At 60.4% G+C, this 26,472-nt stretch carries 24 protein-coding genes; 10 read left to right on the top strand and 14 right to left on the bottom strand.

The features are described from left to right. Positions 1–22: 22 nt before the first annotated feature. The 4 genes from hflX to trkA all read right to left on the bottom strand — a co-directional run bounded on the left by hflX (position 23) and on the right by trkA (position 4,587). A complete protein-coding gene (hflX, locus tag OO25_RS03110) occupies positions 23–1,294 on the bottom strand; it encodes a GTPase HflX (protein WP_040169016.1) in 1,272 nt (423 codons plus the stop codon). Further along, complete coding sequence (hfq, locus tag OO25_RS03105; protein ID WP_008204623.1) at positions 1,294–1,533, bottom strand: RNA chaperone Hfq; 240 nt, start codon at positions 1,531–1,533, stop codon at positions 1,294–1,296. The genes hflX and hfq overlap by 1 nt, the downstream gene beginning before the upstream one ends. Before the next feature lie 128 nt (positions 1,534–1,661). Then, on the bottom strand, positions 1,662–3,209 hold the full coding sequence (locus tag OO25_RS03100) for a TrkH family potassium uptake protein (RefSeq protein WP_040169012.1): 1,548 nt from the start codon (positions 3,207–3,209) through the stop codon (positions 1,662–1,664). A 1-nt stretch (position 3,210) separates the two neighbouring features. Beyond that, on the bottom strand, positions 3,211–4,587 hold the full coding sequence (trkA, locus tag OO25_RS03095; RefSeq protein WP_024097341.1) for a Trk system potassium transporter TrkA: 1,377 nt from the start codon (positions 4,585–4,587) through the stop codon (positions 3,211–3,213). A 45-nt stretch (positions 4,588–4,632) separates the two neighbouring features. On the opposite strand from trkA, the gene OO25_RS03090 reads away from it, so the two are divergent. Next, entirely contained in the window at positions 4,633–5,178 is a 546-nt protein-coding gene (locus OO25_RS03090) for a hypothetical protein (RefSeq protein WP_040178413.1), read from the top strand. A 76-nt stretch (positions 5,179–5,254) separates the two neighbouring features. Here OO25_RS03090 and OO25_RS03085 read toward each other — a convergent pair whose 3' ends face one another. The 5 genes from OO25_RS03085 to dusB all read right to left on the bottom strand — a co-directional run bounded on the left by OO25_RS03085 (position 5,255) and on the right by dusB (position 12,620). Then, positions 5,255–6,670 (bottom strand): sigma-54 dependent transcriptional regulator, encoded by a 1,416-nt coding sequence (locus OO25_RS03085; protein ID WP_040178411.1) that lies wholly within the window; start codon positions 6,668–6,670, stop codon positions 5,255–5,257. Then, positions 6,667–8,946 (bottom strand): PAS domain-containing sensor histidine kinase, encoded by a 2,280-nt coding sequence (locus OO25_RS03080; RefSeq protein WP_040178410.1) that lies wholly within the window; start codon positions 8,944–8,946, stop codon positions 6,667–6,669. The genes OO25_RS03085 and OO25_RS03080 overlap by 4 nt, the downstream gene beginning before the upstream one ends. Before the next feature lie 99 nt (positions 8,947–9,045). Continuing rightward, positions 9,046–10,458, bottom strand: a complete 1,413-nt coding sequence (locus OO25_RS03075) for a sigma-54-dependent Fis family transcriptional regulator (RefSeq protein ID WP_040178409.1) — start codon at positions 10,456–10,458, stop codon at positions 9,046–9,048. Between the two features lie 6 nt (positions 10,459–10,464). After that, positions 10,465–11,610 carry a nitrogen regulation protein NR(II) gene (locus OO25_RS03070; protein ID WP_052465584.1) on the bottom strand — a complete coding sequence of 382 codons (1,146 nt, stop codon included), beginning with the start codon at positions 11,608–11,610 and terminating at the stop codon, positions 10,465–10,467. Next, entirely contained in the window at positions 11,607–12,620 is a 1,014-nt protein-coding gene (gene dusB, locus OO25_RS03065; protein ID WP_040178407.1) for a tRNA dihydrouridine synthase DusB, read from the bottom strand. Before dusB ends, OO25_RS03070 begins: the two co-directional genes overlap by 4 nt. 191 nt (positions 12,621–12,811) lie before the next feature. On the opposite strand from dusB, the gene OO25_RS03060 reads away from it, so the two are divergent. The 4 genes from OO25_RS03060 (at position 12,812) to OO25_RS03045 (ending at position 16,422) form a co-directional block, all read left to right on the top strand. After that, positions 12,812–14,032, top strand: a complete 1,221-nt coding sequence (locus OO25_RS03060; protein ID WP_082035279.1) for a bifunctional 2-C-methyl-D-erythritol 4-phosphate cytidylyltransferase/2-C-methyl-D-erythritol 2,4-cyclodiphosphate synthase — start codon at positions 12,812–12,814, stop codon at positions 14,030–14,032. Further along, positions 14,029–14,535, top strand: a complete 507-nt coding sequence (locus tag OO25_RS03055; RefSeq protein WP_040169000.1) for a phosphatidylglycerophosphatase A — start codon at positions 14,029–14,031, stop codon at positions 14,533–14,535. Before OO25_RS03060 ends, OO25_RS03055 begins: the two co-directional genes overlap by 4 nt. 17 nt (positions 14,536–14,552) lie before the next feature. Then, entirely contained in the window at positions 14,553–15,035 is a 483-nt protein-coding gene (locus OO25_RS03050) for a CinA family protein (protein ID WP_040168998.1), read from the top strand. Between the two features lie 205 nt (positions 15,036–15,240). After that, positions 15,241–16,422, top strand: coding sequence for an ammonium transporter (locus tag OO25_RS03045; RefSeq protein WP_040178406.1), 1,182 nt, complete (start codon positions 15,241–15,243; stop codon positions 16,420–16,422). Between the two features lie 82 nt (positions 16,423–16,504). On the opposite strand, the gene OO25_RS03040 is transcribed toward OO25_RS03045, so the two are convergent. Further along, positions 16,505–16,951 carry a type II toxin-antitoxin system RatA family toxin gene (locus tag OO25_RS03040; RefSeq protein ID WP_040178404.1) on the bottom strand — a complete coding sequence of 149 codons (447 nt, stop codon included), beginning with the start codon at positions 16,949–16,951 and terminating at the stop codon, positions 16,505–16,507. 73 nt (positions 16,952–17,024) lie between these two features. On the opposite strand from OO25_RS03040, the gene hpt reads away from it, so the two are divergent. Further along, positions 17,025–17,570 carry a hypoxanthine phosphoribosyltransferase gene (gene hpt, locus OO25_RS03035; RefSeq protein ID WP_040168993.1) on the top strand — a complete coding sequence of 182 codons (546 nt, stop codon included), beginning with the start codon at positions 17,025–17,027 and terminating at the stop codon, positions 17,568–17,570. A gap of 214 nt (positions 17,571–17,784) precedes the next feature. Further along, entirely contained in the window at positions 17,785–18,111 is a 327-nt protein-coding gene (locus tag OO25_RS03030) for a hypothetical protein (protein WP_040168991.1), read from the top strand. 51 nt (positions 18,112–18,162) lie between these two features. Here the strand turns inward: OO25_RS03030 and OO25_RS03025 are convergent, their stop codons facing one another. Together OO25_RS03025 and lipA are read right to left on the bottom strand one after the other, a co-directional pair. Further along, positions 18,163–19,305: an amidohydrolase gene (locus OO25_RS03025; RefSeq protein ID WP_040178401.1), complete on the bottom strand. Its 1,143-nt coding sequence runs from the start codon at positions 19,303–19,305 to the stop codon at positions 18,163–18,165. After that, complete coding sequence (lipA, locus tag OO25_RS03020) at positions 19,302–20,252, bottom strand: lipoyl synthase (RefSeq protein ID WP_040169582.1); 951 nt, start codon at positions 20,250–20,252, stop codon at positions 19,302–19,304. The genes OO25_RS03025 and lipA overlap by 4 nt, the downstream gene beginning before the upstream one ends. A 394-nt stretch (positions 20,253–20,646) precedes the next feature. On the opposite strand from lipA, the gene OO25_RS03015 reads away from it, so the two are divergent. Then, positions 20,647–21,195, top strand: coding sequence for a peroxiredoxin (locus OO25_RS03015; protein ID WP_040168987.1), 549 nt, complete (start codon positions 20,647–20,649; stop codon positions 21,193–21,195). A gap of 114 nt (positions 21,196–21,309) precedes the next feature. Here the strand turns inward: OO25_RS03015 and OO25_RS03010 are convergent, their stop codons facing one another. Next, positions 21,310–22,383, bottom strand: a complete 1,074-nt coding sequence (locus OO25_RS03010) for a DUF6456 domain-containing protein (RefSeq protein WP_040169579.1) — start codon at positions 22,381–22,383, stop codon at positions 21,310–21,312. Between the two features lie 239 nt (positions 22,384–22,622). On the opposite strand from OO25_RS03010, the gene OO25_RS03005 reads away from it, so the two are divergent. Further along, positions 22,623–22,919 carry a DUF6477 family protein gene (locus tag OO25_RS03005; protein WP_040169577.1) on the top strand — a complete coding sequence of 99 codons (297 nt, stop codon included), beginning with the start codon at positions 22,623–22,625 and terminating at the stop codon, positions 22,917–22,919. 101 nt (positions 22,920–23,020) lie between these two features. Here OO25_RS03005 and OO25_RS03000 read toward each other — a convergent pair whose 3' ends face one another. Further along, entirely contained in the window at positions 23,021–24,574 is a 1,554-nt protein-coding gene (locus OO25_RS03000; RefSeq protein ID WP_040168986.1) for a trimethylamine methyltransferase family protein, read from the bottom strand. Positions 24,575–24,813: 239 nt separating this feature from the next. Between OO25_RS03000 and guaA the strand changes: the two genes are divergently transcribed. Continuing rightward, positions 24,814–26,382: a glutamine-hydrolyzing GMP synthase gene (gene guaA, locus OO25_RS02995; RefSeq protein WP_040168984.1), complete on the top strand. Its 1,569-nt coding sequence runs from the start codon at positions 24,814–24,816 to the stop codon at positions 26,380–26,382. Positions 26,383–26,472: the final 90 nt, after the last annotated feature.

Genomic DNA, 26,472 nt, shown 5'->3' with positions numbered 1-26,472 from the left:
GATGTCCTGTCAGAAACGCTGATTAGAGCGCAGCGAACCGGTTTTTCTGGGTTTCGGTCCACAGAACCGTCAATTCGAACCCGGTCTCTGTCTGGGTTTCGCTTTGCACAACATCCTGCTCAAACAGCCAAGCACGTTGCTTGCCTTGCGCAAATGTCAGGGTGATCTCATCTTCATGGCGGATCAAACGCAGCTTTGCGGTGATATCCGCAAGCAGATCCTCCAGCCCCTCACCGCTGATCGCAGAGATGGCGTGGATGCCCTCTTCACGCTCCGCGCGCTGGCGGCGCGCCTCGGCCTGTTCATCGTCCAACAGATCCAGCTTGTTCCAGACCTCCAACCGCGCGCGGCTGTCATCAACCCCGAGAGAGGTCAGAATGCTTTCGACATCTGCGGCCTGGTTCTGGGTCTCGTCATGGCTGATGTCGCGCACATGCACGACCACATCAGCGGCCAGCACCTCTTCCAGCGTGGCGCGGAAGGCCGCAACCAGCTCCGTCGGCAGATCCGAGATAAAACCAACGGTGTCAGACAGGATGATTTCCGGCCCATCCGGCAGCTGAACCCGGCGCATTGTCGGGTCCAATGTGGCAAAGAGCATATCCTTTGCCATCACCTCTGCGCCGGTTAACCGGTTGAACAACGTGGATTTTCCGGCGTTGGTATAGCCGACCAGCGCCACAATCGGATAGGGGATCTTCGCCCGCGCCGCACGATGCAGGGTCCGGGTTTTGACCACCTTGTCCAGCTGACGACGCAAGCGCACCAGCTGTTCGTCAATGGCACGACGGTCCGCCTCGATCTGGGTTTCGCCGGGACCACCGACAAAGCCAAGCCCACCCCGTTGACGTTCTAGGTGGGTCCAGGCCCGCACCAACCGCGTCCGCTGATAGCTGAGCGCCGCCATCTCCACCTGCAGCACGCCTTCACGGGTGCGCGCACGATCCGAGAAGATCTCAAGGATCAGCCCGGTCCGGTCAAGGATCTTGACCTTCCAGGCCTTCTCCAGATTGCGCTGCTGCACCGGTGAGACCGGGCCATCAATCAACACCAATTCCACCTCTTCATCGTGAAACAGCGTTTTCAACTCATCGATTTTACCCGATCCAAACAACATCCCCGCATGCGCCTTTGGCAGGCGCACAACATCGGAGCCGATCACCTCAATGTCGGGCAAGGCCTCGGCCAGGGACACGCCCTCAGCAAGGGCGGACACCGGGTCGCGGCGGTCGCGGTCTGATTTGATATCGGGATGCACCACCCAGGCACGGGTGGGCGTCCTATCATGCTCCATCAAGAGGCGTCTTCACCTTCATAAAGGCTGATCGGCTGGGCAGGCATGATCGTCGAGATGGCGTGTTTATAAACCAGTTGCGACTGCCCGTCCCGACGCAGCAGGACACAGAAATTGTCAAACCATGTGATCACACCCTGCAACTTTACGCCGTTGATCAGAAAGATGGTGACCGGAACCTTGGTTTTACGAACGTGGTTCAGGAAGGCATCCTGAAGATTCTGTCTGTCCGAAGCCATTATTATTATCTCGCCTTTGTTCTTGTCGCGCTGCGGACCAGCGCCCTGTTAATGAATACTATGAACGCAGATAGTCGGAGTTTCCACCCGAAAATTACTCATATGACATTCACGGTAACCATGATTGATCAACTGCGCCAGAGGTTTGGTGTCATCAGCGCAATGATCGCCAGAGTTTCCAGCCGTCCCAGTACCATGGCAAAGCACAGGATCAGCTTCGCGGTAGCCGTCAGATGGATAAGCGCGATGGGTTCGGACCCTGCGATTTCAGTCAGCGGCCCTGTGGTCGAGAGTGTCGCAATGGTCAGAATCAGCGCCTGCTCAAAATCCGACCCCACGGCCGCCAGGCTGATGCTGATCACTGCCAGCGACAGCGCAAACAGCATGAAAAATACCCAGGCCACAAAGGCGCCATTGCGTTGGAGACGCCGGTTGCCCTTGCCCTCATTGCTTACGGAAGAGGGATGAATCAGCCGTTCCATCTCCCGCAACCCATTGAGGTAGAGCGCATAGACCCGCAGCAGCTTCACACCGCCCGCGGTGGTTGCCACACCACCGCCGATCACTGCCAACCCCAGAAGGATCATGCCTGGCGTGTCCAGCCCCGACCATTGTCGCGCGGTTTCCCAATCGGCACTTTCGAACCCAGTGGTCGACAGGAACGACAAAACGGTAAACGTCGCCCCCCACCAGGAGTGCAGCCCCTGCACCAGATCGCTGGTGGTGGCGACGTCAAAACTGGCAATCCAATGGCGCAAAATCAGCAGCAGTGGCACACCAAAGACAATCAGCAGACCAATGCGGAACTCAGGATCCCTGTCCAACCGACTATGACCACTGGTCACTGTATCGGTCGAAAACGTGAGCCGCGACAGGGCAAAGAACATGAACAGGAACATCACCATTTCGCCGGCAATGCCGCTGGCACCATTCTCCGCCCCGCCAACCGCAGAAATACCGGAGGTGGCCAGAACCGACATCGCATGGCCGAGCGCCACCAGGGCCGTCTCACCGGTGACGATCAGCAAAATCCACAACACCAGTGTCAGCCCGGCATAAAGCGGCGCCAGGGTTTTGGTCACCACCACCAGTTTGCGACGGGGATCTGCGCGCTGCATATGCAGCGGTGTTTCGGTGCCGCGTCCCGGCTCGCCCCGTGCGGTAACCTCAAACCCGCCCAGCGACAGCGGTGCCAGAATGGCCGAGGCCGCCACCCACATCAGCAGCCCTCCAAGCCAGCCAACCATAGCCCGCCACAGATGTACGCTGGGCGGCAGCCGGTTCGGGTCGGCAAATACATCCGCGCCCGTCGTGGTAATGGCGCTGACCATGTCGAAATATGCGTTGAGATAGCTGGTATTCCCTAACGCATCCTGCACCGGAACCGCCAGAAACGCAGGCAGCACCGCAAAACTTGCCAGCAGCGAGGTTAATTGCCCAGGCATACTGTAGCGCGGCACGCGGTTGCCCATCGACAGCCCGACCAGCACAACGACGATCAGCCCCACAACGCCAGAGTAGAAGAAGCTGCGCGAGGTCTGATGATCATCAAGGATCAGCGCGTGGATGGCCGGCACCCACATCGCCAGCGCTGCCACCAACAGGATCAGCAGAAACAGCGGCAGGCGCAAAAGGCCGCGCGTCCTCTCCTGCGAGGGTTTGCGGTGCCGCGACATCCTAGAAGAAGTCAATCGAGACCTGCATCAGGCGCTCGACCTCGGGCACATCCGCGGCCATGGCGAAGAGGGCAATCACATCGCCTTCCTCAATCCGCATGCCGCCCGTTGGGCGCATCACAACACCGTTTTTGCTGACGGCGCCAACCAGTACACCTTCAGGGAAATCGATATCGCGGATCATCTGCCCGGCCATCGGGGAGGTCGACATCACCTCGGCCTCGATCACCTCGGCTTCGGCGTCGCCGATCGAATAGACCTGTCGCACCCGGCCATAGCGAATGTGGCGCAAGATCGAGCTTACGGTGGTGGCGCGCGGGTTGATATAAGCATCAATGCCCAAGGGCGCCATCAGCGGCACCAGTGTCGGATCATTGATCAGCGCAATGGCCAGAGGGCAGCCTTCGGCCTTCGCGCGCACAGCTGCCAGCATATTGACCTTATCGTCATCGGTCACAGCCAGCATGGCGTCAGCGCGGTCTATCCCCGCCTCAATCATAAGGCTGCGATCCAAGCCATCGCCGTTCAGCACGATTGTCCGTTCCAGCGTCTCCGCCGCACGTTCGGCGCATTTGCGGTTCCGCTCAATCATCTTGGCGCGCGTGCGTCCTGTGCGGGATTCTAGCGCCTTGGCCACTTCAAGGCCGACATTACCGCCGCCCACGATCACCACACGATCCTGACGTTTTTGTTGTTTGCCAAAGACTTCGATGGTGCGGCTCACATCATCCACATGGGCAAACACATAAGCACTGTCGCCGACGAAGAGCTGGTCGCCCGGTTCCGGTGCAAATAGGCTGCCGTCCCGGCGAATGCCGACAACGATGGCCCGCAGGGTCGAAAACAGATCTGTCAGCTGGCGCAGCGGCGTGTTGACGACGGGACAATCCTCGTCGATCTGCACCCCAAGCAGCTGCGCGCCACCCTCCATGAACATCTCAGTATCAAAAGCAGCCGGCGCCGACAGGCGTTGCATCGCCGCAGCGGCCACCTCGCGCTCGGGGCTGATCACCACATCAATCGGCAGATGGTCACGGCGATACAAATCCGAGTAAATCGCCTCCAGATAGCTCTTGGAACGCAGCCGCGCGATCTTGCGTTGGATGGAAAACACCGAATGCGCCACCTGGCAGGTGACCATATTCACCTCATCCGAATGGGTGGCCGCGATGATCATATCCGCATCCCGCGCCCCGGCCCGGGTCAGCACATCCGGATAGGAGGCAAACCCCGCAATCCCCTGAACATCCAGCGTATCCGTCGCGCGACGCACCAGATCAGGGTTGTTATCCACCACCGTCACGTCGTTGTGCTCACCCGACAGGTGGCGGGCGATCTGCCAGCCGACCTGACCTGCGCCACAAATAATTACTTTCATGTGCTTGTCCCTCGGGGCGCTGATACGCGCAATCGCCGGTTTTGAATGACAGAAGCCGCAGTAACGGTCAATTCAATTGTCTTGCAGAGGAATTTGCAGCACAATCACAGGATGTTCTTCGCAAAACATACGTTTGCCGCACTGTTGCTGGTCTCGGGACTGGCGGCCTGCGGACCGGTTCCGGTCTATTACCGCGCGGGCGCGGATGTGGCCCGACGCGACGCGGATCTGCTGTCTTGCGAGGTCAGCGCCCTGCGGGATGCACCCGTCGCGACCCAAATCCGACAGCACCCACCCATCTATCGACCCGGCGGCGAAATCTGCCGCAATGGGCGCTGCTATCACCGTGCGGGCTATTGGGAGGACGGCGGCATCTATACAGTCGACGTCAACGCAGATCTGCGCGGGCGGGTGGAGCAGTCCTGCATGGCGTCCAAAGGCTATCAGAGCATCGCCCTGAAACGCTGTCCGCGATCGGTGGCGGATGCCGTGGGCAGCCGCCGTGCATCGACGCTTCCGCCGCTGACCCAGACATCCTGCGCCATTGCGCGGCGCGGTCAGCCCCCTCAGATTATCGCCTCCGCTCCCTGACGACCCGCAGCATGGTTTACCATTGACCGCCAAGACATTGATCTGAAACCAAACATGGGCCGTGGGTAGGTTCAGGTCAAACCATATCCTCCTCTGCTTCTTTCTCAACATGTGCAATCCGCGCGCCCGCCTTGTTGGAGGTCACCACCCCCAGCGACTTCAGTTTGCGATGCAACGCAGACCGTTCCATACCGACAAAGGACGCGGTGCGGCTGATATTGCCACCAAAGCGGTTGATCTGTGTGAGCAGATACTCCCGCTCAAACGCCTCACGCGCCTCCCGCAATGGCAGGGTTGCTAGTGCGCCGGACAGAACAACACGGCTTTGATCTTCCGCGGCCTCATCTTCGCGCGGAAGGTCTTTTGGCTCGATTGGACCACTGCTTTCACCAAGGATCAGAATACGTTCCACCATGTTCTTCAACTGGCGCACGTTGCCAGGCCACAGCATCGTCTGCATCAGCGCGATGGCATCTTCGCTCAGCCTGCGCAGTGGTAGGCCTTGGCTCTGGTTGAACTGTGCAATGAAATGATCAGCCAGCAGCGGAATATCCTCGCGCCGTTCCGCCAGTGATGGAACTGGGATCGGCACCACATTCAGGCGATGATAAAGCTCCTGCCGAAAGCGATCCGCCTCAATCTCGCGTTCCAAGTCCTTGTTGGTCGCGGAGATAACCCGCAGATCGACGCGCACCTTGTCAGAACCGCCAACCCGCTGGAACTGCTGATCAACCAGCACGCGCAGGATCTTTGACTGGGTGCCAAGCGGCATATCCGCGACCTCATCAAAGAAGACAACGCCGCCATGTGCCTGCTCCAAGAGACCGGGCTCAACCCCGCGCTCGGCACTTTCGCGGCCAAACAGCACCTCCTCCATCCGGTCGGGTTCAATGCTGGCACAGTTCACCGTCACAAAAGGCGCTGAGGCGCGGTTGGACTGGGTATGGATATACCGCGCGGCAATTTCCTTGCCGCTGCCCGCAGGCCCGGTCAGCATCACCCGCCCGTTGGATTTTGTCACCTTATCCAGCTGGCTGACCAATGCGCGATAGGCAGCTGAAGCGCCAATCATCTCGCTGGCGCCGGAGTCCTGACGTTTCAGGTCCGTGTTCTCGCGACGCAGCTTTGAGGTTTCCATCGCGCGGCGAATAACGACCAGCAACTGGTCAATATTAAACGGTTTTTCAATAAAGTCATAGGCGCCCTGCTTGATCGCAGCGACCGCGATCTCGATATTGCCATGACCGGAAATGATCACCACGGGGATTTCCGGATTGTCCCGTTTCACCACTTTCAGAATGTCGATGCCGTCCATCTGGCTGTCCTTCAGCCAGATATCCAACACCATGAGCGCGGGTGGCGCCTCATTCAGAGCGGCCATGCATTCCTCGGAACTGCCAGCCTTGCGCGTCGCGTAGCCTTCATCCTCCAGGATATCAGAAACCAGCTCACGGATGTCGCGTTCATCGTCAACAATCAGAATGTCACTCATGTCAGACCTGCTTTCACTGTACTCTTATGATGGTCTGCCGCCTCATGTGCAGCAGGCAGGCGGATCACAGCCATGGCCCCGTAGTGGGTCTGACCGTCGAATACCGGCGCATCTTCCAGCGCCAGTGTTCCGCCGTGTTCTTCGATAATTTTCTTGACGATCGGCAGGCCAAGACCGGTGCCTTCGTCGCGGGTGGTCACATAGGGTTCAAACAAACGGGCGCGGTCTTCTGGCAGACCGATACCATTGTCGGCGATGGTGACCTCATAGCCGGATTTCGTCGGACTTACTGCGATGCGGATTTCCGGATCAAGATCCGCAACGGTGCCTTTTTGTTTCAGCGTTTCAACGGCTTCGCCCGCATTCTTGATCAAATTGGTCAAGGCCTGGCCAATCATCGTCGCGTCGAGATCCGCCGGCATCGGCTCCGACGGCAGGTCCGCGACAATACGCAAATCAGGCTGACCGGCCTTTTGCAGGGTCACCGCCTCGCGCAGCAGCTTCACCAGATCTTCCTCACGCCGCTCGGGTTCCGGCATCCGGGCAAATTTGGAAAACTCATCAACAATACGGCGCAAGTCGTTGGTTTGACGCACAATCACATCTGTCATGGATTGTAGAAGGTCACTGTTTTCCTCGCCCAATTTCGGCGCAAATTTGCGTTTGATGCGCTCCGCGCTCAACTGGATCGGTGTCAGCGGGTTCTTGATCTCATGGGCGATCCGACGTGCGACATCGCCCCAGGCCGCCATCCGCTGCGCACTGACCAGATCCGTGACATCGTCAAAGGCCACCACATAGCCCTCAAGCCGGTCTTCCTCGCTCCGCCGGGGGGACATCCGCACCAGAAGGTTCTCCAGCTGCCCCTGACGGGTCACCTTGATCTCACCCTGCACCACATCAGCGCCAGTTTCGGTCAATTCCTGAAACAGCGGTCCGAACTCCGGCACGGCCACTGCCAGGGCCAGCGACTGGCGATCACCGCTCCAACCCAAGAGCCGCTCCGCGGACCGGTTCACAAAGGTCACCCGCCCCTCAGGATCCAGCCCTACCACGCCTGAAGTCACCGACATCAGCACGGAATCAAACAACCGGCGGCGGCGTTCAATCTGATGGGTGTTTTCCAGCAACGTGTCGCGTTGTTCCCGCAGCTCCAGTGTCATCTGGTTGAAGTAGCGGCCCAGTTGGGAAATCTCGTCATCGCCATCGTCCTCTGGCACCTGCACATTCAGGTTGCCCGCCCCGACGCGCCGCGCCGCAATGGTCAGCCGCCCGACCGGCCGCGACAGCCGCTCGGCAAACCACATGCCAAGCCACATTGCCGCGAGGATCAGGATCACCGCAAAGCCCAGATACAGCAGGACAAAGTCAAACAGTACCCGCCCCCGCTCGCTCTCCAACTGCTGATAGAGATGCGCAGTCTCCTTGGTGTCATCCAGGAGGCTCAGCAATTCGCCGTCCACATCCCGGCTGACATAGAGAAACCGGTCGACAAACGCATCCAGCCGCACCAGTGCGCGCAGTTCGCTGTTGTCCCAATCCTGGATCAGGGTGACACCTTCAAAAGAGGCCTGGCTGATATCCGCTGTGCTCGGCTCTTCAAAGTCAAACTCGTAAGACCGCTCACCACGGGCCCGAATAGCGCCTGCACCATCCACCACATAGGCCTCTTGCAACCCGCGCTGGATCTGCAATTGCCCTTGTGTCAGCACCTGACGCAGCTGCCCGTCGCTGATGAAAAAATTGCGGTTTCGGCTGTTATCGATATAGCGCGCCAGCGCCACTGCATCCTCCGAGAGGTCACGCTGCTGCTGGTCCTGATAGGCCTCGGCCGCCGCAAGAGAGCTGCCCACGACTTGCCGCACCCGGTCAGAGAACCAGCCTTCAAGGCCAACATTAACCGTCAGCCCAGCAAAGAGCGCCACAATCACGGTGGGCGTCAGCGCCAGAAAGGCGAAGGCACCGATCAGACGCAGGTGCAACCTGGAGCCTGCGGATTTGGCCCGGCGCGCGGCGATCAGACGTCCCACCTGCGTCAGCACAAGCGCCGCGACAGCCAGCACATAAATCAGATCGGCAAGCAGGATCAGCCGCAGCGACAGCGACGCCACCCCTTGCGAAAACGGGCCAATGATCAAAAATGTCGAAAGCGCCAGCACCGGCCCCAAAACAACCAGCCCGAGCGCGCCAACATTGCGCGCCCTGCGTGTTCTGCGCCACCGGTCAAGGGCCGCAAATGGCCCATATGCCGAGCGAAGATGTGACCTCTGCGCCACGTACTGCCCTCATCCTGATGTGCGACCCTTCTGGTCGACCGCCATATGTCGTGATCATCACCAGCCTAAACGCCGATCCGCCACGGTTCTGTGGCGATATTACATCAGTTTGCGACGGCGTGTCACCTCAATATCAAGATCCGTGATCTTCTTGCGCAACGTATTGCGGTTAATGCCAAGTAAATCCGCACATTTTGCCTGATTTCCGCCTGTCATCGCGAGCGATATTTCGATCAATGGGGTCTCAACTTCGCGCATCAAACGGGCATAGAGCCCCGGCGGTGGCAGAATATCGCCATGCAGATCGAAATACCGCTGCAGATGGCGCGCCACTGATTCCGACAGTTTTTCACTGCTGAGTGCGCCACCTGTCGCCGCCATCGGCTCACCGCCCGATTGTGCGCCCAGCGCCGCGTTGACTTCGTCGAGGCTGATCTCCTCACTGCGGGCCGTCAGCGCCAGACGGCGCACCACGTTTTCCAGCTGGCGCACATTACCCGGCCACGAAAACTGCCGCAACGGCTCACGGGCCGCCTCGCTCAGCCGACGGTGCGGCGCGCCCTCGTTCTCAGCACGCGTCAGGAAATGCGCGCAGAGCAGGGAAATATCGTCCACACGGGCACGTAACGCAGGCACCGGCAGCTCGGTACCGCTGATCCGGTAGTAGAGATCCTGTCGCAGCGTGCCGGCCTCCATCGCCGCAGTGAGATTCTGCTGGCTGGTGGCGATAAATCGGGGCTGATGATCCCCCGGCGCATCCATCATCCGCACCACGCGGGCCTGCGCCTCCTCCGACAGATCCGCCAGCTCATCCAGCAACAGCGTTCCGCCACGGACCTTGGCCAGCAGCTGCGCCGGACCGTCAAGTGACGCCAGATCAGCCGCCTCCGCCCGGACAAACGGCAGCGTGCGGCGGTCCGACAGATCATGCATCGACCGGGCAATCAGGGATTTTCCGGTGCCGCTTTCACCGGTGATCAGCAGCGGGATATCGGTGTTCATCACCCGCGCGATCAGCCGGTAGAGCGTTTGCATCACCTCGGTGCGCCCGACCAACGGCAGATCCTCATGGCTCTCGTTCGCGGTCTCCGCCCCATCCGGCGTGGCGCCAGTCTGCGGAGCAGCGCGCAACGCCCCCTGCCCGCTCCGCCTTTCAGTCAGCGCCTTGGCCGTCCGCTTCATCAGCTCCGGCAGATCAAACGGTTTGGGCAAGTAATCATAGGCTTCCGCCTCCGCCGCCTTGATCGCAGTCATAATGGTGTTCTGCGCCGAAATCACGATCACTGGCAGTCCGGGACGGTCATCAGCAATCTTCGGAAGCATTTCCAGCCCGTTGCCATCCGGCATCATCACATCGGAGATCACGACATCGCCTTTGCCCTCTCCCACCCAGCGCATCAGCGTGGTCAGGGAGGAGGTCGCATGGACCTTACACCCGGCACGCGTCAGAGCCTGGGTCAAGACCGTGCGAATTGTGCGATCGTCATCTGCGACCAGAACGGTGCCGTCCATGATGTGCTACTCCTGCCGTGGGGCGTTTGGGATGGGTACTGGACGCGGTGCGGTCGGCACGCGCGACAGTGACAATCGAAAAACCGTCCGGCCAGGTTCGGAATTGACCGAGATCCAGCCTTGATGATCGGCGATGATTTTGCTGACCAGCGCCAACCCCAGTCCGGTGCCATTCTCCCGACCCGAGACAAAGGGATCAAAGATATCGTCGCGGATTGCCTCAGGCAGGCCGGGGCCATCATCCGAGATCTCAATTTGCAGCGGCAACAGCTTGCCGGATCCGTCACTGCGACGCAGCCGGAAGGAATGTTCATAGAACGTCCGGATCCGAATGGTGCCACCCCCCGGATCCGCGGCCTCAGCTGCGTTCTTCAGAAGATTCAGCACCACCTGCAATAGCTGATCCCCATCTCCCCAGGCCATCGGTAGGGAGGGATCATAATCTTCGACAATCGTCATCTGCGCGCCAAAACCCAAAAGCGCCGAACGGCGGGCGCGGTCCAGCACATCGTGAAGATTGACCTCCTGAAAGGCCGGGACAGAGAGATTGCCGAATTGCTCCACCTGCTCCAACAGCTTCACAATACGTCGGCTTTCGCTGACGATCAGATCGGTCAGCTCCAGATCATCGCCCGACAGCCCCATCGACAACAGCTGTGCAGCCCCGGTGATCCCAGCCAGCGGGTTCTTGATCTCATGGGCCAGCATCTCCGCCATGCCGATCGCAGATTGCGCGGCAGATTTGGCGGAGTGGTTCTGCGTCAGCCGCCCGGCCAGTTCGCGCGGGGAGAGCAGGATCAGCATCCGCCCCTCAACGCCCTGCACCCGCGCCACCTGTACATTGCATTGCAGCGGCGCACGCCCCGGCGCACCAACATCAATGTCATTGACAAACAGGGGCGTGCCATTGTCGCGGGCACGCGCCACCGCCTCGTCGATGGCGGGGGCGATGATCACATGGTGCCAGATCGCCTTCCCCAGCAGCGCCTTGCGCGAGGTATTGAGAAATCCTTCACCAGCGGAGTTCACATCTTCGATCCGGGCCTCTGGATCAATCACAAAGGCCGGCACAGGCAACGAGGCCCAAAGCGCACTATCGGCCCCGTTCCATCCTGCAACCCCCGCAGGGGCCTCCCCCACGTGCCCGGTCATGCTGCCTGCCCTCCCGCCAGGTCGGGGCTGCGATCCGGCCCAGCGCCACTGGTCAGCGCATCAGGCAATAGCTTCAGCACCGCCTTAGGGTCTTTGGCCGTGAGCACCTCGCGGCGCAGCGGCGCCGGTGTAGCAGCCTCATCCATATACCAACCCAGATGCTTGCGCGCGACCCGAAGGCCCAGGTCAGTGCCATAGAACGCGATCATCGCCTCATAGTGGGCGCAGACCATCTGAACCAGTTCCGCTCCGGTGGGAACATCGGGGGCGGCGCTGCCCCAGATGTCATGGGCCACCTCAGCCAGCAGCCAGGGTTTGCCCTGCGCGCCACGACCGATCATCACACCATCCGCGCCGGAATGGGCCAGCGCGCGACGTGCGCTCGCCGTATCGACAATATCGCCATTGGCAAGCAGCGGCACGGTCAGCGCGGATTTTACGGCAGAGATCGCCTTCCAATCCGCGCTCCCCTTGTAGAACTGACAGCGGGTGCGGCCATGAATGGTGACCATCTGCACGCCCGCATCCTGCGCGCGGCGGGCCACGTCAGCGGCATTGAGGCTATTGTCGTCCCAGCCAAGCCGCGTCTTCAGCGTGACCGGCACTGAAACCGCAGCCACCACCGCCTCAATCAGCGACAGCGCGTGGTCCGGTGTCTTCAGCAGCGCCGAGCCTGAATAGCCATTGGTCACCTTCTTGGCGGGACAGCCCATATTGATATCGATGACCTTGGCCCCGCGGCTCTCCACCTGGCGCGCGGCCTCTGCCATCCAATAGGCGTCGCGCCCGGCAATCTGCACGGCGGTATTCTCGACATCGGCGCTCAGCTCGGCGCGTTCGCGCACACCGGGCTTGGCTTGGACCATCTCCTGACTGGCGACCATCTCGCTTACCATCAGCCCAACACCAAAGCTGCGCACCAGATCGCGAAAGGGGCGATCCGTGATTCCGGCCATCGGCGCCAACGCGATGGGAGGGGTCAGAGAAGTGGAACCGAGAGTGAAGGACAACTGCCTAATCCTTGTGCATATGAAGCGTTTCTAACCGAAGCAGCCTCTATGCGACAATGAAACCCCCGGCGGCAAGGCTACATCTTTTGGCATATGCCTAATTTTTGAGCATATTACGCGGGGTGACCTGCTGCCATTGCCTCCCCTTGCATCACCTCCTAAACAATTGCGACCCAACAATGAGGCGCCTGATGCCGTCCGACCCCTTCCCCTCCCCGTCTGCAACCGTCGGCGCAGACACACCCGAGGCGCCCCATGCCCCGGAACACCGAACCGCCGCACTAATTGTCGCCGCAGGCAAGGGGCTGCGCGCGGGCGGTGGTCTGGCCAAACAGTGGCGCCCGCTGGCGGGACGTCGGGTGATCGACTGGACGCTTGATGCCTTCCTCACTGCAGGCGTAGACCGCATCGCACTGGTCCTCAATGCCGAGGATCACGACCACTGGCAGGAGTTTTCTGCCCAGCCGGGTCTTCTTCTGGCCAGTGGAGGCAACACTCGTGCGCAATCGGTGGCAAACGGCCTTGATCTCTTGGCCGCACACGGTCTCGACCGGGTGCTGATCCATGACGCCGCCCGCCCTTGTGTCTCAGCACGCATGATCCGGGGAGTAATGACCGCGCTCGACACCCATCTGGCGGCGGCCCCGGCGCTGGCCGTGACGGATGCACTTTGGCGCGGGGGCGATGGTTATGTCACCGGCACTGAAGACCGCAATGGGCTGTTTGCAGCGCAGACCCCGCAAGGCTTCCACCTGCCCCAGATCCGCGCTGCTCATCAGCAGCTTGCGGCAAATGGCGGTGACGCCGCCGATGATGTGGAGGTCGCCCGCGCGGCAGGGATTGACGTTGCCATCATTCCGGGCGACGCAGACAATATCAAAATCACCCGCCCGGAGGATTTCGACCGGGCTGCGCGCAATTTAGGGGGCGACATGGATGTAAGGCTTGGCAATGGCTATGATGTTCACCGGTTTGGACCGGGGGATGAGGTCGTGCTCTGCGGGGTGCCGGTGGCCCATGATCGCGGCCTTCAGGGGCATTCTGACGCCGATGTCGGGCTACATGCCATCACCGATGCCCTCTACGGCGCGCTGGCAGAGGGCGACATCGGCCGCCACTTCCCGCCGTCTGATCCGCAATGGAAAGGTGCCGCCAGCGATATCTTCCTGCGCCATGCCGCCGAGCTGACGCGTTCCAAAGGCTACCAGATCTCCAATGTGGACTGCACGCTGGTCTGTGAATTCCCCAAGATCACCCCCCACGCCCCCGCCATGCGCGCCGCCGTGGCGGAGATCCTGTCGATTGATCTCTCACGCGTCTCGATCAAGGCGACAACCTCCGAACGGCTTGGGTTCACCGGGCGCGGCGAAGGCATCGCCGCCATTGCCACAGCCTGCGTGGTGAAACCATGAAACGGTCGCGCCTCGCCTTTCTGATTGGCACCGTCGGCGGTGTTGGCTATCTGCGCCCCGCCCCCGGTACATGGGGCTCACTGGCAGCCCTCCCTCTGGCGTTTGTCCTGCACCAGCTGGGCGGCTTTCTCCTGCTGGCGCTTGCGACCGTGATTTGCATGGTGGTCGGCGTCTGGGCCGCAGAGGCCATGACCCGCAACCGCGAGAACATGGACCCCTCCGAATTTGTGCTGGATGAGGTGGCAGGCCAGTTCGTCGCCCTTTGGGCAATCTCTTACCCCGCATGGGCGCATGACATCGCAATCACCGCGCTCTGGCCGGGCTGGATCGCCGCCTTTGTGCTGTTTCGGCTGTTCGACATCTGGAAACCTGGCCCCGTCGGCTGGGCCGACCGTCAGAAGGGCGCCACAGGCGTAATGATGGACGACATCATCGCCGGTATCCTTGCCGCGATTGGCGTCGCCGCCCTTGCTGGATTCTCACATGGGGTGCTTGGCCTCTAATCTGAGGAGAGGGTGATATGGACACGACAGACATTATCCGTGAGGCCCGTGCCAAAGGCCTCACCCTTGCCACCGCAGAAAGCTGCACCGCCGGCATGATTACGGCGGCCCTCACCGATGTGGCCGGATCCTCCGCGGTCGTGGACCGGGGCTATGTCACCTATTCCAACCGCGCCAAGCAGGAGATGCTGGGTGTCGAGCAGGCAACCCTGGAAGCCGTCGGCGCCGTCAGCGAGGAGGTGGCCACCGAGATGGCCGAGGGTGCGCAGAGCCGCGCCGATGTGGATATCGCCGTAGCCGTCACCGGTATTGCTGGTCCCGGCGGCTCGGAGCACAAACCTGAGGGGAGGGTTTGCTTTGCGCTGGCACGGCGCCACCAACCCACGCACGTCGAAACAATCGACTTCGGCCCGCTTGGCCGCGACGGCGTGCGCATAGCGACACGCGACCATGCGCTGACCCTGATCTGGCAATCGCTCACTGCCGACCCGCTGGGCTGACGCAAACCGCAGCCCATCTGCCGCTATTTCGTAGAACGGGCGGGAATTGAGCAACACGCCCGCAGGGTCGCTCATTTTTTCAGCATTTTGACAAAAGCCCGGTTTTCTGGCGCCGATATGAAACCTGCCGCTTTTTTCAACGCCCCAGTTCCGCTTTGTCAGGCTTCAGATCAAGAAACAGCCTGCAGATGCGGAAGGAACGGCGATGAACGCAGCCGATACAGCTTGGATTATTGTGGCCACGGCCCTTGTCCTCTTCATGACTTTGCCGGGGCTTGCCCTGTTTTACGGCGGCCTTGTCCGTGCCCGAAATGTGCTCAGCGTGTTTATGCAATGTTATGCCATTGCCTGTTTGATGAGCGTTCTGTGGCTCGCCTTTGGCTATTCCATTGCCTTTGGTGGCGGCACCTCTGGCCTCTGGGGCGGGCTGGACAAGATGTTCCTGTCCGGCGTCACCGCAGACAGCCTCTCTGGCACCCTGCCCGAGGTGCTGTTCTTTGCCTTCCAGATGACCTTCGCGATCATCACGCCTGCCCTGATTGTCGGCGCCTATGTTGAGCGCGTGGGCTTTGGCTTTGTGCTGGTGTTCTCCGGTCTCTGGATGCTCATGTGCTACGCGCCCGTCGTGCATTGGATCTGGGGCGGCGGCATGCTGGCCGATGGCGGCATCTTTGGCGAGATCGGCGTGCGCGACTTTGCCGGTGGCATCGTGGTACATGAAACCGCAGGTCTGGCGGCGCTGATCATCGCGGTGTTCCTTGGCCCGCGCAAAAACCGCACCACTCCGCCGCATAACCCCGGCTATGTCTTCATCGGCGCGGCCATGCTCTGGGTTGGGTGGTTCGGTTTCAACGGTGGCTCGCAGCTGGCGGCAGACGGTGGCGCAGCGATGGCCCTCACGGTCACCCATATCTCCGCCGCCACAGCCTCGCTGACCTGGGCGCTCTGGGAGAAGATCAAATACGGTAAGGCGTCCATGGTGGGCCTTGTCACAGGCACCATTGCGGGCCTTGCCTCTATCACGCCCGCCTCCGGCTTTGTCGGCCCGGTTGAGGCCCTGGTGATCGGTGCTGTCGCAGGCATCCTCTGCCAGGAAGCCGTAAACGTCGTCAGAAACCTGCTGAAGATCGACGACACGCTGGATGTCTTTGCGGTGCATGGTGTCGGCGGCATCTTCGGCACCATCATGATCGCGGTCTTTGGTGCGGGCAGCTGGCTGGCGCAGCTGGGTGGTCTCGCGGTTGTCGGCATCTTCACGGCTGTCGTGACCGTCGTTCTGGTCAAGGTTACCGCCGCGATCACCCCGCTGCGCGTCGACCTGGAGACGGAGACCAACGGTCTGGATATCACCGTTCACGGTGAACGCGCCTACGACATGACCAGCTGACGTCAATCAGCCAATATCACAAACGAAAACGGGCCTGCATCGCGGGCCCGTTTCTATTCAACGGCTTAGGCGTGGTTGCGGATCAGCCATAAAGCTCCGCCGCGCGACGTTCAAAGGCACGCACGATCCGCTGCATCGCCTCGTTGAACACCACACCGATGATGCCCTGCAGGACGGCGTTCTTGAATTCGAAATCAACATAGAACGACACATCACAGCCACCATCCGCGCGATCCGCAAAGGCCCAATTGGATTTCATGTAACGAAACGGCCCGTCCAGATATTCCGTGTCGATTTTCTTCTCCTCTGCGAACAGCGTGACCCGGCTGCCAAAGCGTTCGCGAAACACCTTGAAGGAGATCACCAAGTCCGCCTCCATCACCTCAGCGTCCCCCAAGGGCGTACGGCTGCGGATACGGGCAGCCGAACACCAGGGCAGAAACTTTGGGTAATCCCCGACATCAGCCACCAGATCATACATCTGCTGCGCCGTGTAAGGCATTGGCCGGGTTTCTGAATGGGTAGGCATAAGAGGCGCATTTCCTGCTATGATCGTCCCGCGTCATGTCATATGAACGCGCGGGAAATTCAAGGGGGCACCCATGACACAGCGGCCATATGTCATCGATGTGATGATCTCAGCCAAGGCCATTGCGGCCCGGATCGAAGAGCTTTGCGCCGAGATCCAGACGGAATTTGAAGGCACCGACAAACTGGTGGTGGTGGGGCTCTTGCGCGGCAGCTTCGTCTTTATCGCCGATCTGGTACGAGAGCTGGATCTGCCGATCGAAGTCGATTTTCTTGAGGCATCTTCTTACGGTGATGCGATGGAAAGCAGTCGGGAAGTTCGTATTCTCAAAGACTTACGTGGCGCAATTGAAGGGCGCGACGTGCTGGTTGTTGAGGATATCGTCGACACTGGCCATACGCTGAACCACGTGACGCATCTGTTGCGCAGCCGCCAGCCCGCCCGGCTGAAATCCATCGCGCTGCTGGACAAACCCTCCCGCCGCGAGGTGGATTTCCGCTCTGATTGGATCGGTTTTGAGATCCCGGACGAATTTGTCGTCGGCTATGGAATCGATTACGCGCAGCGCAACCGGAACCTGCCCTTTATCGGCAAGGTTCGCTTTACCGAAGAGGGCTGAACCCGCACCCGGTCCCTTCCGGTCGCCAATATCCGCCGAACAATCCGACGTGGGGCGCAAACATCCGCGCCCTGCGCCCTGCGGTTTTTAAAACCGGCACCAGCCCGCCGATGACCCGCTGTTGCGTCAGCGTCTTTCGGCACAGTCCATTTGCCAAATCCCCCGATCCCCGCCAAGCCTCATCCAAGTGTTGAGATCATGAAGGAGATCGCCAATGAGACTGGCCTATATCGCTGCAGCCTCGCTCGCCCTGTCCCCTGTCGCAGGCGCCGCCGCGCCCCCGAAATGGGCCCCCGACCACAAAAGCACTGCCGCACACCATTCCCCCGGTCAGATCAAGAAACAGCACAAACCGCGCCACAAGGGTTTCCAGCAGCTGCGCGGTGACTGGGACTATATTGACGATCATGCCCGATGGGGGCTGGCGCCGCCTGCTCCGGGTCACCGCTATATCCGCAAGGATGACCGGATTTACGAAGTGGTGCGGGACACACTGGCGATTGTGGGCGCGGTGGCTCTGGTTGATGCGCTGATCGATTGATCGCCGTCTTCCGACATCAACATGCGTAGATAAGATACTGTAAGATAAAGATTATCTCAGTATTCCGTCGATGACAGCAGTAAAAATGGACACGCCAACCGGGATCGCGTCATCGGGGAAATCATAGTCAGGATTATGAAGCTGCGGCTGCATTTCACCTGAGCCAAGCCAGACCATCGCGGCCCGTGCGCTCTTCCCAAACTGGCCGAAATCTTCGGACCAGCGCTGCGGTCGATCACGCATTTCAACCGGATGCCCTGCGGTGCGGCAGGCCGTCTGCAGGAGTGCAACGGCCTCAGCCTCATTGGTGCAGGCCTCAAACACATCGTCAAAGCTGATCTCAACGCCCAGGCCACACTCTGTGCAGATCTGACGTGTCAGATCCTCGGCCTCAGCGATCAACGCCTCCATCCGCGCATCATTCACCGTGCGCAAGGTCGCCCAGACCTCGCCCTCACCGGGCGCGATGCCAAAGGTTGCCTCGCCAAGGCGCGCATGGGTGAGCGTGACCAGCGCATAGTCAGCGTCAAGATCGTCCCCACCGCCAAGCGCCACCAGCCCCGGCAGCAGCTGCGCCATGGCACCGGCAGGTGAAATCCCGTCCTGCGGGGCCGCCGCATGGGAGGTCTTGCCCGTTAGTCGGATGCGCATCCCGCGGGACGCACAATTGGCCGGGCCGCTGCACAGGGCAAGCTGCCCCACCGGCAGCCCCGGTAAATTGTGAAGGGAAAACGCATAGTCTGGCGCAAGTTCGCCAAAGGCCGGATCGGCAATGACCGCAGGCGCGCCCTTGCCGGTTTCTTCGGCCGGCTGAAACATCAGCACGACACGGCCCCGCGCAGGGCGCCGTGCGGCCAGATCCTGCGCCAGCGCAGCCACGATGGTCATATGTCCGTCATGCCCACAGAGATGGCCCCGCCCGGCATGGGTGGAGCGATAGGGTTGGTCAGATATCTCTTCGATCGGCAGCCCGTCCAGCTCACAACGGATCATCACGGTCGGCCCATCCGCCGCGCAGTCGTAGACTGCCGCAACACCGTGCCCACCTAGGCCCGTCAGCAGCTGGTCAGGATCATACCCGCGCAGATAGTTGGTGATGAAGACCGCAGTCTTTTCCTCGGCGCCCGACACTTCCGGGATCTGGTGCAACGCGTGGCGCAGCTCTGTCAGCTGCGCCAGACGGTCCGGCGTCATGCCAGGCCGAGCTTCTTGTTGCGGGCGGCTCGCAGCTGGGCGAAATCATCCCCCGCATGGTAGGACGACCGGGTCAGCGGCGTTGCCGAAACCATCAGGAAGCCCTTGCCATAGGCGGCTTTCTCATAGCTTTCAAACTCTTCCGGCGTCACGAACCGATCGACCGCATGGTGTTTCGGCGTCGGCTGCAGATACTGGCCAATGGTCAGGAAATCGATGTCCGCGGCGCGCATATCGTCCATCACCTGCTTCACCTCCTGCGCATTCTCGCCAAGGCCGACCATGATGCCGGATTTGGTAAAGATCGCCGGATCCATCTCTTTCACCCGCTGCAGCAGCCGCAGGGAGTGGAAATACCGCGCGCCGGGCCGCACACCGGGATAGAGGCCGGGCACAGTTTCCAGATTGTGGTTGAAGACATCGGGCCGCGCTTCCACCACGGTTTCCAGCACTTCAGGTGCGCATTTCAGAAAATCCGGCGTTAGGATCTCAATCGTGGTCTTCGGGCTGCGGTGACGCACCGCGCGGATGGTCTGGGCAAAATGCTCCGCGCCGCCATCTTCCAGATCGTCGCGATCCACAGAGGTGATCACCACGTGATTCAGTCCCAGCTTCTGCACCGCATGAGCCACCCGCCCCGGTTCAAACGCATCCAGCGTATCCGGACGACCAGTGGCAATGTTGCAGAAGGTACAACCCCGGGTACAGATTTCGCCCATGATCATCATGGTAGCGTGACCCTGGCTCCAGCATTCGCCAACATTCGGGCAGCCGGCCTCTTCGCAGACGGTGACGAGGTTATTCTCACGCATGATCTTATGCGTTTCCGCGTAGCCCTTGCCCCCTGGCGCCTTGACCCGGATCCAGCTTGGCTTTTTCGGCTGAGCATTGTCAGGGCGATGGGCCTTTTCCGGGTGGCGTTGCTCGGGGATTTTCAGATCTCGCACGTCGATGTTCCCTTGCGGCAATGGTCTTTTGATCTTCGTAACATAGTTGCAATCGCTTGGCACGACCAGTTCTCGGCCCGGACCACATTCCCGCGCGACGCAACTCACCAGTGCAATACACTGTTTATATGAATATTTTGCTCCAGATTGCGGATAGTGCAACCCCGCCACCCGGTTTTGAACAACCAGGCAATCTGCCGGCTGGTCCCGGCTGCCGAGTCGCTGCGGGCAGGTCGCATCACTCCCGCTAAACGGCGCGAATTGGCAACCCTTCTGGCCCGATCCGCATCCCGTCATCCGCTGCGGCATTGCGCCCGCGAAAACCCCATTGCAGGTGATTTAGAACTATTATAAATCACCGCGCGACGACGAATTGATCCTTAAGGAGCCGATGATGAAAGCTGGCGTAAAACTGCCCGACGTGACCTTCCGCACCCGTGTTCGCGACGAATCCGTAGGCGGCCCCAACCCGTTCCGCTGGGAAGACAAAACCACCGCCGACTATTTTGCCGGCAAGCGCGTTGTGCTGTTCTCCCTGCCCGGCGCCTTCACCCCCACCTGTTCGACCTATCAGCTGCCCGGTTTTGAAAAAGGCTTTGCCGATTTTCAGGCCGAAGGCATCGACGCGATCTACTGCATGTCGGTGAACGACAGCTTTGTGATGAACAAATGGGCCGAATCCCAGAACCTGAAAAACGTCGGTGTTATTCCTGACGGATCCGGTGAATTCACCCGCAAGATGGGCATGCTGGTGGCCAAGGACAACCTGGGCTTTGGCAACCGCTCCTGGCGCTATGCGGCCATCGTCAACAACGGTGTGGTCGAAGCATGGTTCGAAGAGCCAGGCCTGTGCGACAACCACGGCGAAGATCCCTATGGTGTGTCCTCGCCGGAGACCGTTCTCGAGTACCTGAAAACTGCCAAGGCCGAAGTCGCCGCCTGATCGACAGGTCTTCAGATGCGCCCTGATCTACAGCATCCCGGTGCAAGCTGATTTGATCAACAGAACGAAACCGGCGCCCGATGGCGCCGGTTTTTTAGTTAAAGTGCAACGCGTTCAGCCAATCAACTCATCCCGTGTCTGCTGTCTGTCATAGTGTAGTTTCAACTGTTGCAATGCAATGCGCAGCACCACTTTGCCGGATCGCGCTGACCAACCCAGTTGACGTTCGGCGGCTTCCAAGCCTTCCAAATGGCAACAACAACGCATTACGATATCACTCAGCCCTTCACCAAGCGCATTCAGCGCGGCGGCGGCTCGCTTTTTGGCCGCTGAAGCGGCCTGTCCAGGCCGCCGACGACGGGCCGTAGCGGGACAGCAATCCCCCTCACTGAACTGCGCAGTCGATTGCGCGAGATGTTCGGCCACCTGCGCAAGCTCGAAATCCTCGCGCAGGCGCTCTCCCGCACGTACCAGATCGGTGGTCAGAAACGGAGTGCCATTGCGATCGGTCAGCCGTGCCAGCATATGCAACGGGGTCTCTCCCAGGCCATAACGGGCCCGCCGGGGGCGGCGTCGGTTGCGGCTGGATTTGCGCGTCGCCAAGCTGGCGCTTTCCAGCCGTGACCGGGCGCGGTTTTCACGACTGGCCACAAACTGGCTGAGCGCGCTGCGGCCCTCCGATGTAATATGATAGCGGCTAAGCCGCCCAGGCGCTTGACAGGCAATCCAGTCGCGCAGCGCCAGCGCCTCCGCCAGAGTGCGGTCGACAACGACCTTCTTGTCACCGGCCGTTGCCTCGCGCACCACCACCGCCTTCTCCATCCCATCCGCCACCGCAAGGACAGCGCCCTGCGGATTTAGACAGGTCAGAACCTCAACCGCCTCACTCTCGAAAGCCTCAGCGCAGGCTGGCACGGTCCCCAAAGCCAACGCACGGGCTGACATCGGTCGGGGCCCCGTCATGCCAGCGGAATAGTGACTGGCAGCAAGCGACGCCAAGGCCGCATCAACCAGCGGATCATCGCGCCGGGTCTCAACCCGACGGACCTGTCGCAGCACGGTAGACGGGTGGCAGCCCGCCTGTTTCGCCAGATTGCGGATCGACCGGCCCGCTTCGGTATGTTCAAGATATCGGCACGCCTCCTCAGGCACCCATTCCGGCAAGCCGGATACAGCCATAGTTTGCATTTTATCACCCCACATGTGATCATTCGAAACTATCCTCCCACGGGCCGCTTACGTGTTATTCACAGACACAATTCACCGTACTGGCCTGATTTTTTTGGATAGTCTCAGTCAGAGCATCATTGGTTTCAAATTTTCATCAATCAATATCGAATAGACCGTTCGCAGAACCGCCCCTTTCGGCAACACCCGCACTGGTTGTGTTAAACAGCGCTATCGACGGAGCTGGAAAGGACATGACGATGCAGGATATCTTTGCTCATCTAGCCGCTTTGCGCCGCCCTCGGCTGTTGGTGCGGACAGCGAGGATCGGGGCGCGCGACTATAGCCGACGGCGTGATCTGAAACGGGTGCTAGGGTATGGCACATTGCCCAAACCCGCAGCAGCTGTGATGCGGCTTCTGGATCTGGAGCGCGATCACAACCGCAGGCGTGAAGCGGGAGATGCCGGGTATTCACTGACTCGCCACGTTGACGTATTGATCGCGCTGATGGGCGAAGCAGACGGGCTGCGCCGCCCCCGTTTGAACGTCGCCTGACCGACACATGCGATGAAACCGCAAAACGGCGGCCCCTTGGGACCGCCGTATGCCAGCCGGGCTATGCCGGTTGGTGCATGTGCAGATATAAACCGCCGCTCTTACATGAAGGCGTCAGGCATGGAGGCTTTTTTCTCAGCAACATAAGCTTCCAGCTTACCCAGGATCTCAGGATCCAGCGGCGGCGCCTCATAGGCGTTCAGCAGGGTTTCAACCCGGTTGCTGGCCAAAGCAACAGTGTCGCGCGCGCCTTCCTCTTCCCAGGTTTCAAACGGTTTGTAGTCCAGAAGATCGGATTTCCAGAACGCGGTTTTGAAGTTGGCCTGCGTGTGTTCGCAGCCCAAATAGTGACCGCCCGGACCAACTTCGCGGATCGCGCCCATGGCCAGCGTGTCGTCGTCAACCACAACACCTTTGGCCAAACCATGCAGCGCGCCCAGCTGATCGGCATCCATCACGAATTTCTCAAAATCAGCAACCAAACCGCCCTCCAGCCAGCCACAGGAGTGCAGCTGGAAATTCACACCGGCCAGCAGACCCATATTGAGCGAGTTCGCCGTTTCATAAGCCGCCTGTGCATCCGGCAATTTGGAGCCGCAGAAGGAGCCGGCGGACCGGAACGGCAGGCCCAGACGGCGGGCCAGCTGGCCTGCACCATAGGTGATCTGGGAGGCTTCGGGTGTGCCAAAGGTGGGCGCGCCGGAATTCATGTCGATCGAGGTCACCATGGCACCAAAGATCACCGGCGCACCGGGGCGGATCAACTGGCTGTAGGCGACACCGGCCAGAACTTCGGCCAGAACCTGAACCAATGTCCCGGCAACCGACACCGGCGCCATCGCGCCACCAACGATGAACGGCGAGATGATGCAGGCCTGGTTGTGTGCGGCATAGACCTCCAGCGCGCCCATCATCACATCGTCAAATGTCATCGGCGAGTTGATGTTGATCAGCGAGGTCATCACGGTGTTGTCGCGCACAAAATCCTTACCGAACAGGATTTCGCACATTTCGATGGAATCCTGCGCCCGGCTGGGTTCCGTCACCGACCCCATGAAGGGTTTGTCGCTCAGCGTCATATGCGCCATCAGCATGTCGAGGTGACGCTTGTTCACCGGCACATCGGTCGGCTCGCAAACGGTGCCGCCGGAATGGTGCAACCACTTCGACATATAGCCCAGCTTCACGAACTTCTGGAAATCATCCAGCGTCGCATAGCGGCGGCCGCCCTTGGCATCGCGCACAAACGGCGGGCCGTAGACAGGTGCCAGCACCATGTTCTTGCCACCAACAACCACTGATTTCTCAGGGTTGCGCGCATGCTGGGTGAATTCGGACGGGGCGGTTTTGCACAGCTCACGCGCCAGACCACGCGGGATGCGAACGCGTTCCCCATCAATGGTGGCGCCAGCTTCACGCCAGCGCTCCAGCGCGGCGGGGTTGTTCACGAAATTGACGCCCACCTCCTCGAGGATGGTCTCGGCGTTGGCTTCGATGGCCTGCAGCGCCTCTTCGCCCAGCACCTCAAAGTTCGGGATATTCCGTTCAATGTATTTTGCGGTGTCGATCTTGACGCCGGTACGTTCTGCGCGACGGGCGGCACCACCGCCTCCACGTGCGCGGCGGCGCGGTGCTGCTGGAGCTGCTTCTGTCATGGTTTTTCCTCACCACAGGCATTTCGTTGCAGCTGTGATTATATCGCTCAGACAAAAGGCCGCCGCAGGATTACGGCCATTGAAGTTGAAAAGCGACATTCCCGACAGGTTTCTCGCGAAACCGGCCGGGATTTTCACTCTGTCACCGGCGCAGCGACGGCACGCGGCAGATCGCGCAAACGCGCTCCGAGGCGCGAAAATCCCTTGCGAATTCTGCGCCACTGCCCTATGGCGCGTGCATGACAGAGACATCCCACGACAGCCTTCTCATCATCGACTTTGGCAGCCAGGTGACGCAGCTGATCGCGCGCCGCCTCCGCGAGCTGAATGTCTATTGCGAAATCCATCCCTACCAGAATGTCACTATGGACTTTGTGCGCGAGATGGCGCCCAAGGCGGTGATTTTCTCCGGTGGACCCGACAGCGTGACCCGCGACGGCAGCCCCCGCGCCCCGCAGGAGATCTTTGATCTTGGGGTGCCGATCCTGGGCATTTGCTACGGCCAGCAGGTGATGATGCACCAGTTGGGCGGCAAGGTGCTATCCGGCCATGGCACCGCCGAGTTTGGTCGCGCCTATGTGACCCCAACAGTCAGCAGCCTGCCCCTGCTGGACGGCTGGTTTGCCGACGACAGCGACCGTGAACAGGTCTGGATGAGCCACGGTGACCACGTCAGTGAGATTGCACCGGGGTTTGAGGTCTACGGCACCTCCCCCAATGCGCCCTTCGCGATCACCGCAGATGTCAGCCGCAATTTCTACGCCGTGCAGTTCCATCCGGAGGTGCATCACACCCCGAATGGCGCCAAACTCTACGAGAACTTCGTGAAGATTGCCGGCTTCACCGGTGACTGGACCATGGGTGCCTACCGTGAGCAGGCGATCCAAGCGATCCGCGATCAGGTTGGCGACAAGAAAGTTATCTGTGGTCTCTCCGGCGGTGTCGACAGCTCGGTGGCTGCGATCCTGATCCATGAGGCAATCGGCGACCAGCTGACCTGCGTGTTTGTAGACCATGGCCTGCTGCGCAAAAATGAGGCTGAAGAGGTCGTCACGATGTTCCGTGACAACTACAATATCCAGCTGATCCACGCGGATGAGCAGGAGTTATTCCTGGGCGAGCTGGACGGTCAGTCGGATCCCGAAACCAAACGCAAGATCATCGGCAAGCTGTTCATCGACGTGTTCCAGAAACACGCCAACACGATTGAGGGCGCCGAGTTCCTGGCACAGGGCACTCTTTATCCGGATGTGATTGAATCGGTGTCCTTTTCCGGCGGCCCGTCGGTCACCATCAAGAGCCACCACAATGTCGGTGGCCTACCAGAGAAGATGGGCCTCAAGCTGGTGGAGCCGTTGCGCGAACTGTTCAAGGACGAGGTCCGCGCCCTGGGCCGCGAACTGGGCCTGCCGACAAGTTTCATTGGCCGCCATCCCTTCCCCGGACCCGGTCTTGCGATCCGCTGCCCAGGTGAGATCACCCGCGAGAAGCTGGAGATCCTGCGCGAAGCCGATGCGATCTATATCGACCAGATCCGCAAGCACGGTCTCTATGACGACATCTGGCAGGCCTTTGTTGCAATTCTGCCGGTCCGCACCGTGGGTGTGATGGGCGACGGGCGCACCTATGACTACGCCTGCGCCCTGCGCGCGGTGACTTCTGTTGATGGCATGACGGCGGATTACTATCCATTCAGCCACGACTTCCTTGGTGAAACCGCCACGCGAATCATCAACGAGGTGAAAGGCATCAATCGCTGCACCTATGACATCACCTCAAAACCGCCCGGCACCATCGAGTGGGAATAAACCTACACACCAAACCCCGGCCCAGCGGCCGGGGTTTCTCTTTTTTGGAAAGCCCTGCTCTTATTGTGTTTTCATCTGTCTATTAACGAT

This window comes from Phaeobacter sp. S60 (assembly GCF_000826845.1).
GTDB classification, from domain to species: domain Bacteria; phylum Pseudomonadota; class Alphaproteobacteria; order Rhodobacterales; family Rhodobacteraceae; genus Phaeobacter; species Phaeobacter piscinae.
This window is presented reverse-complemented; position numbering and strand designations above follow the sequence as displayed.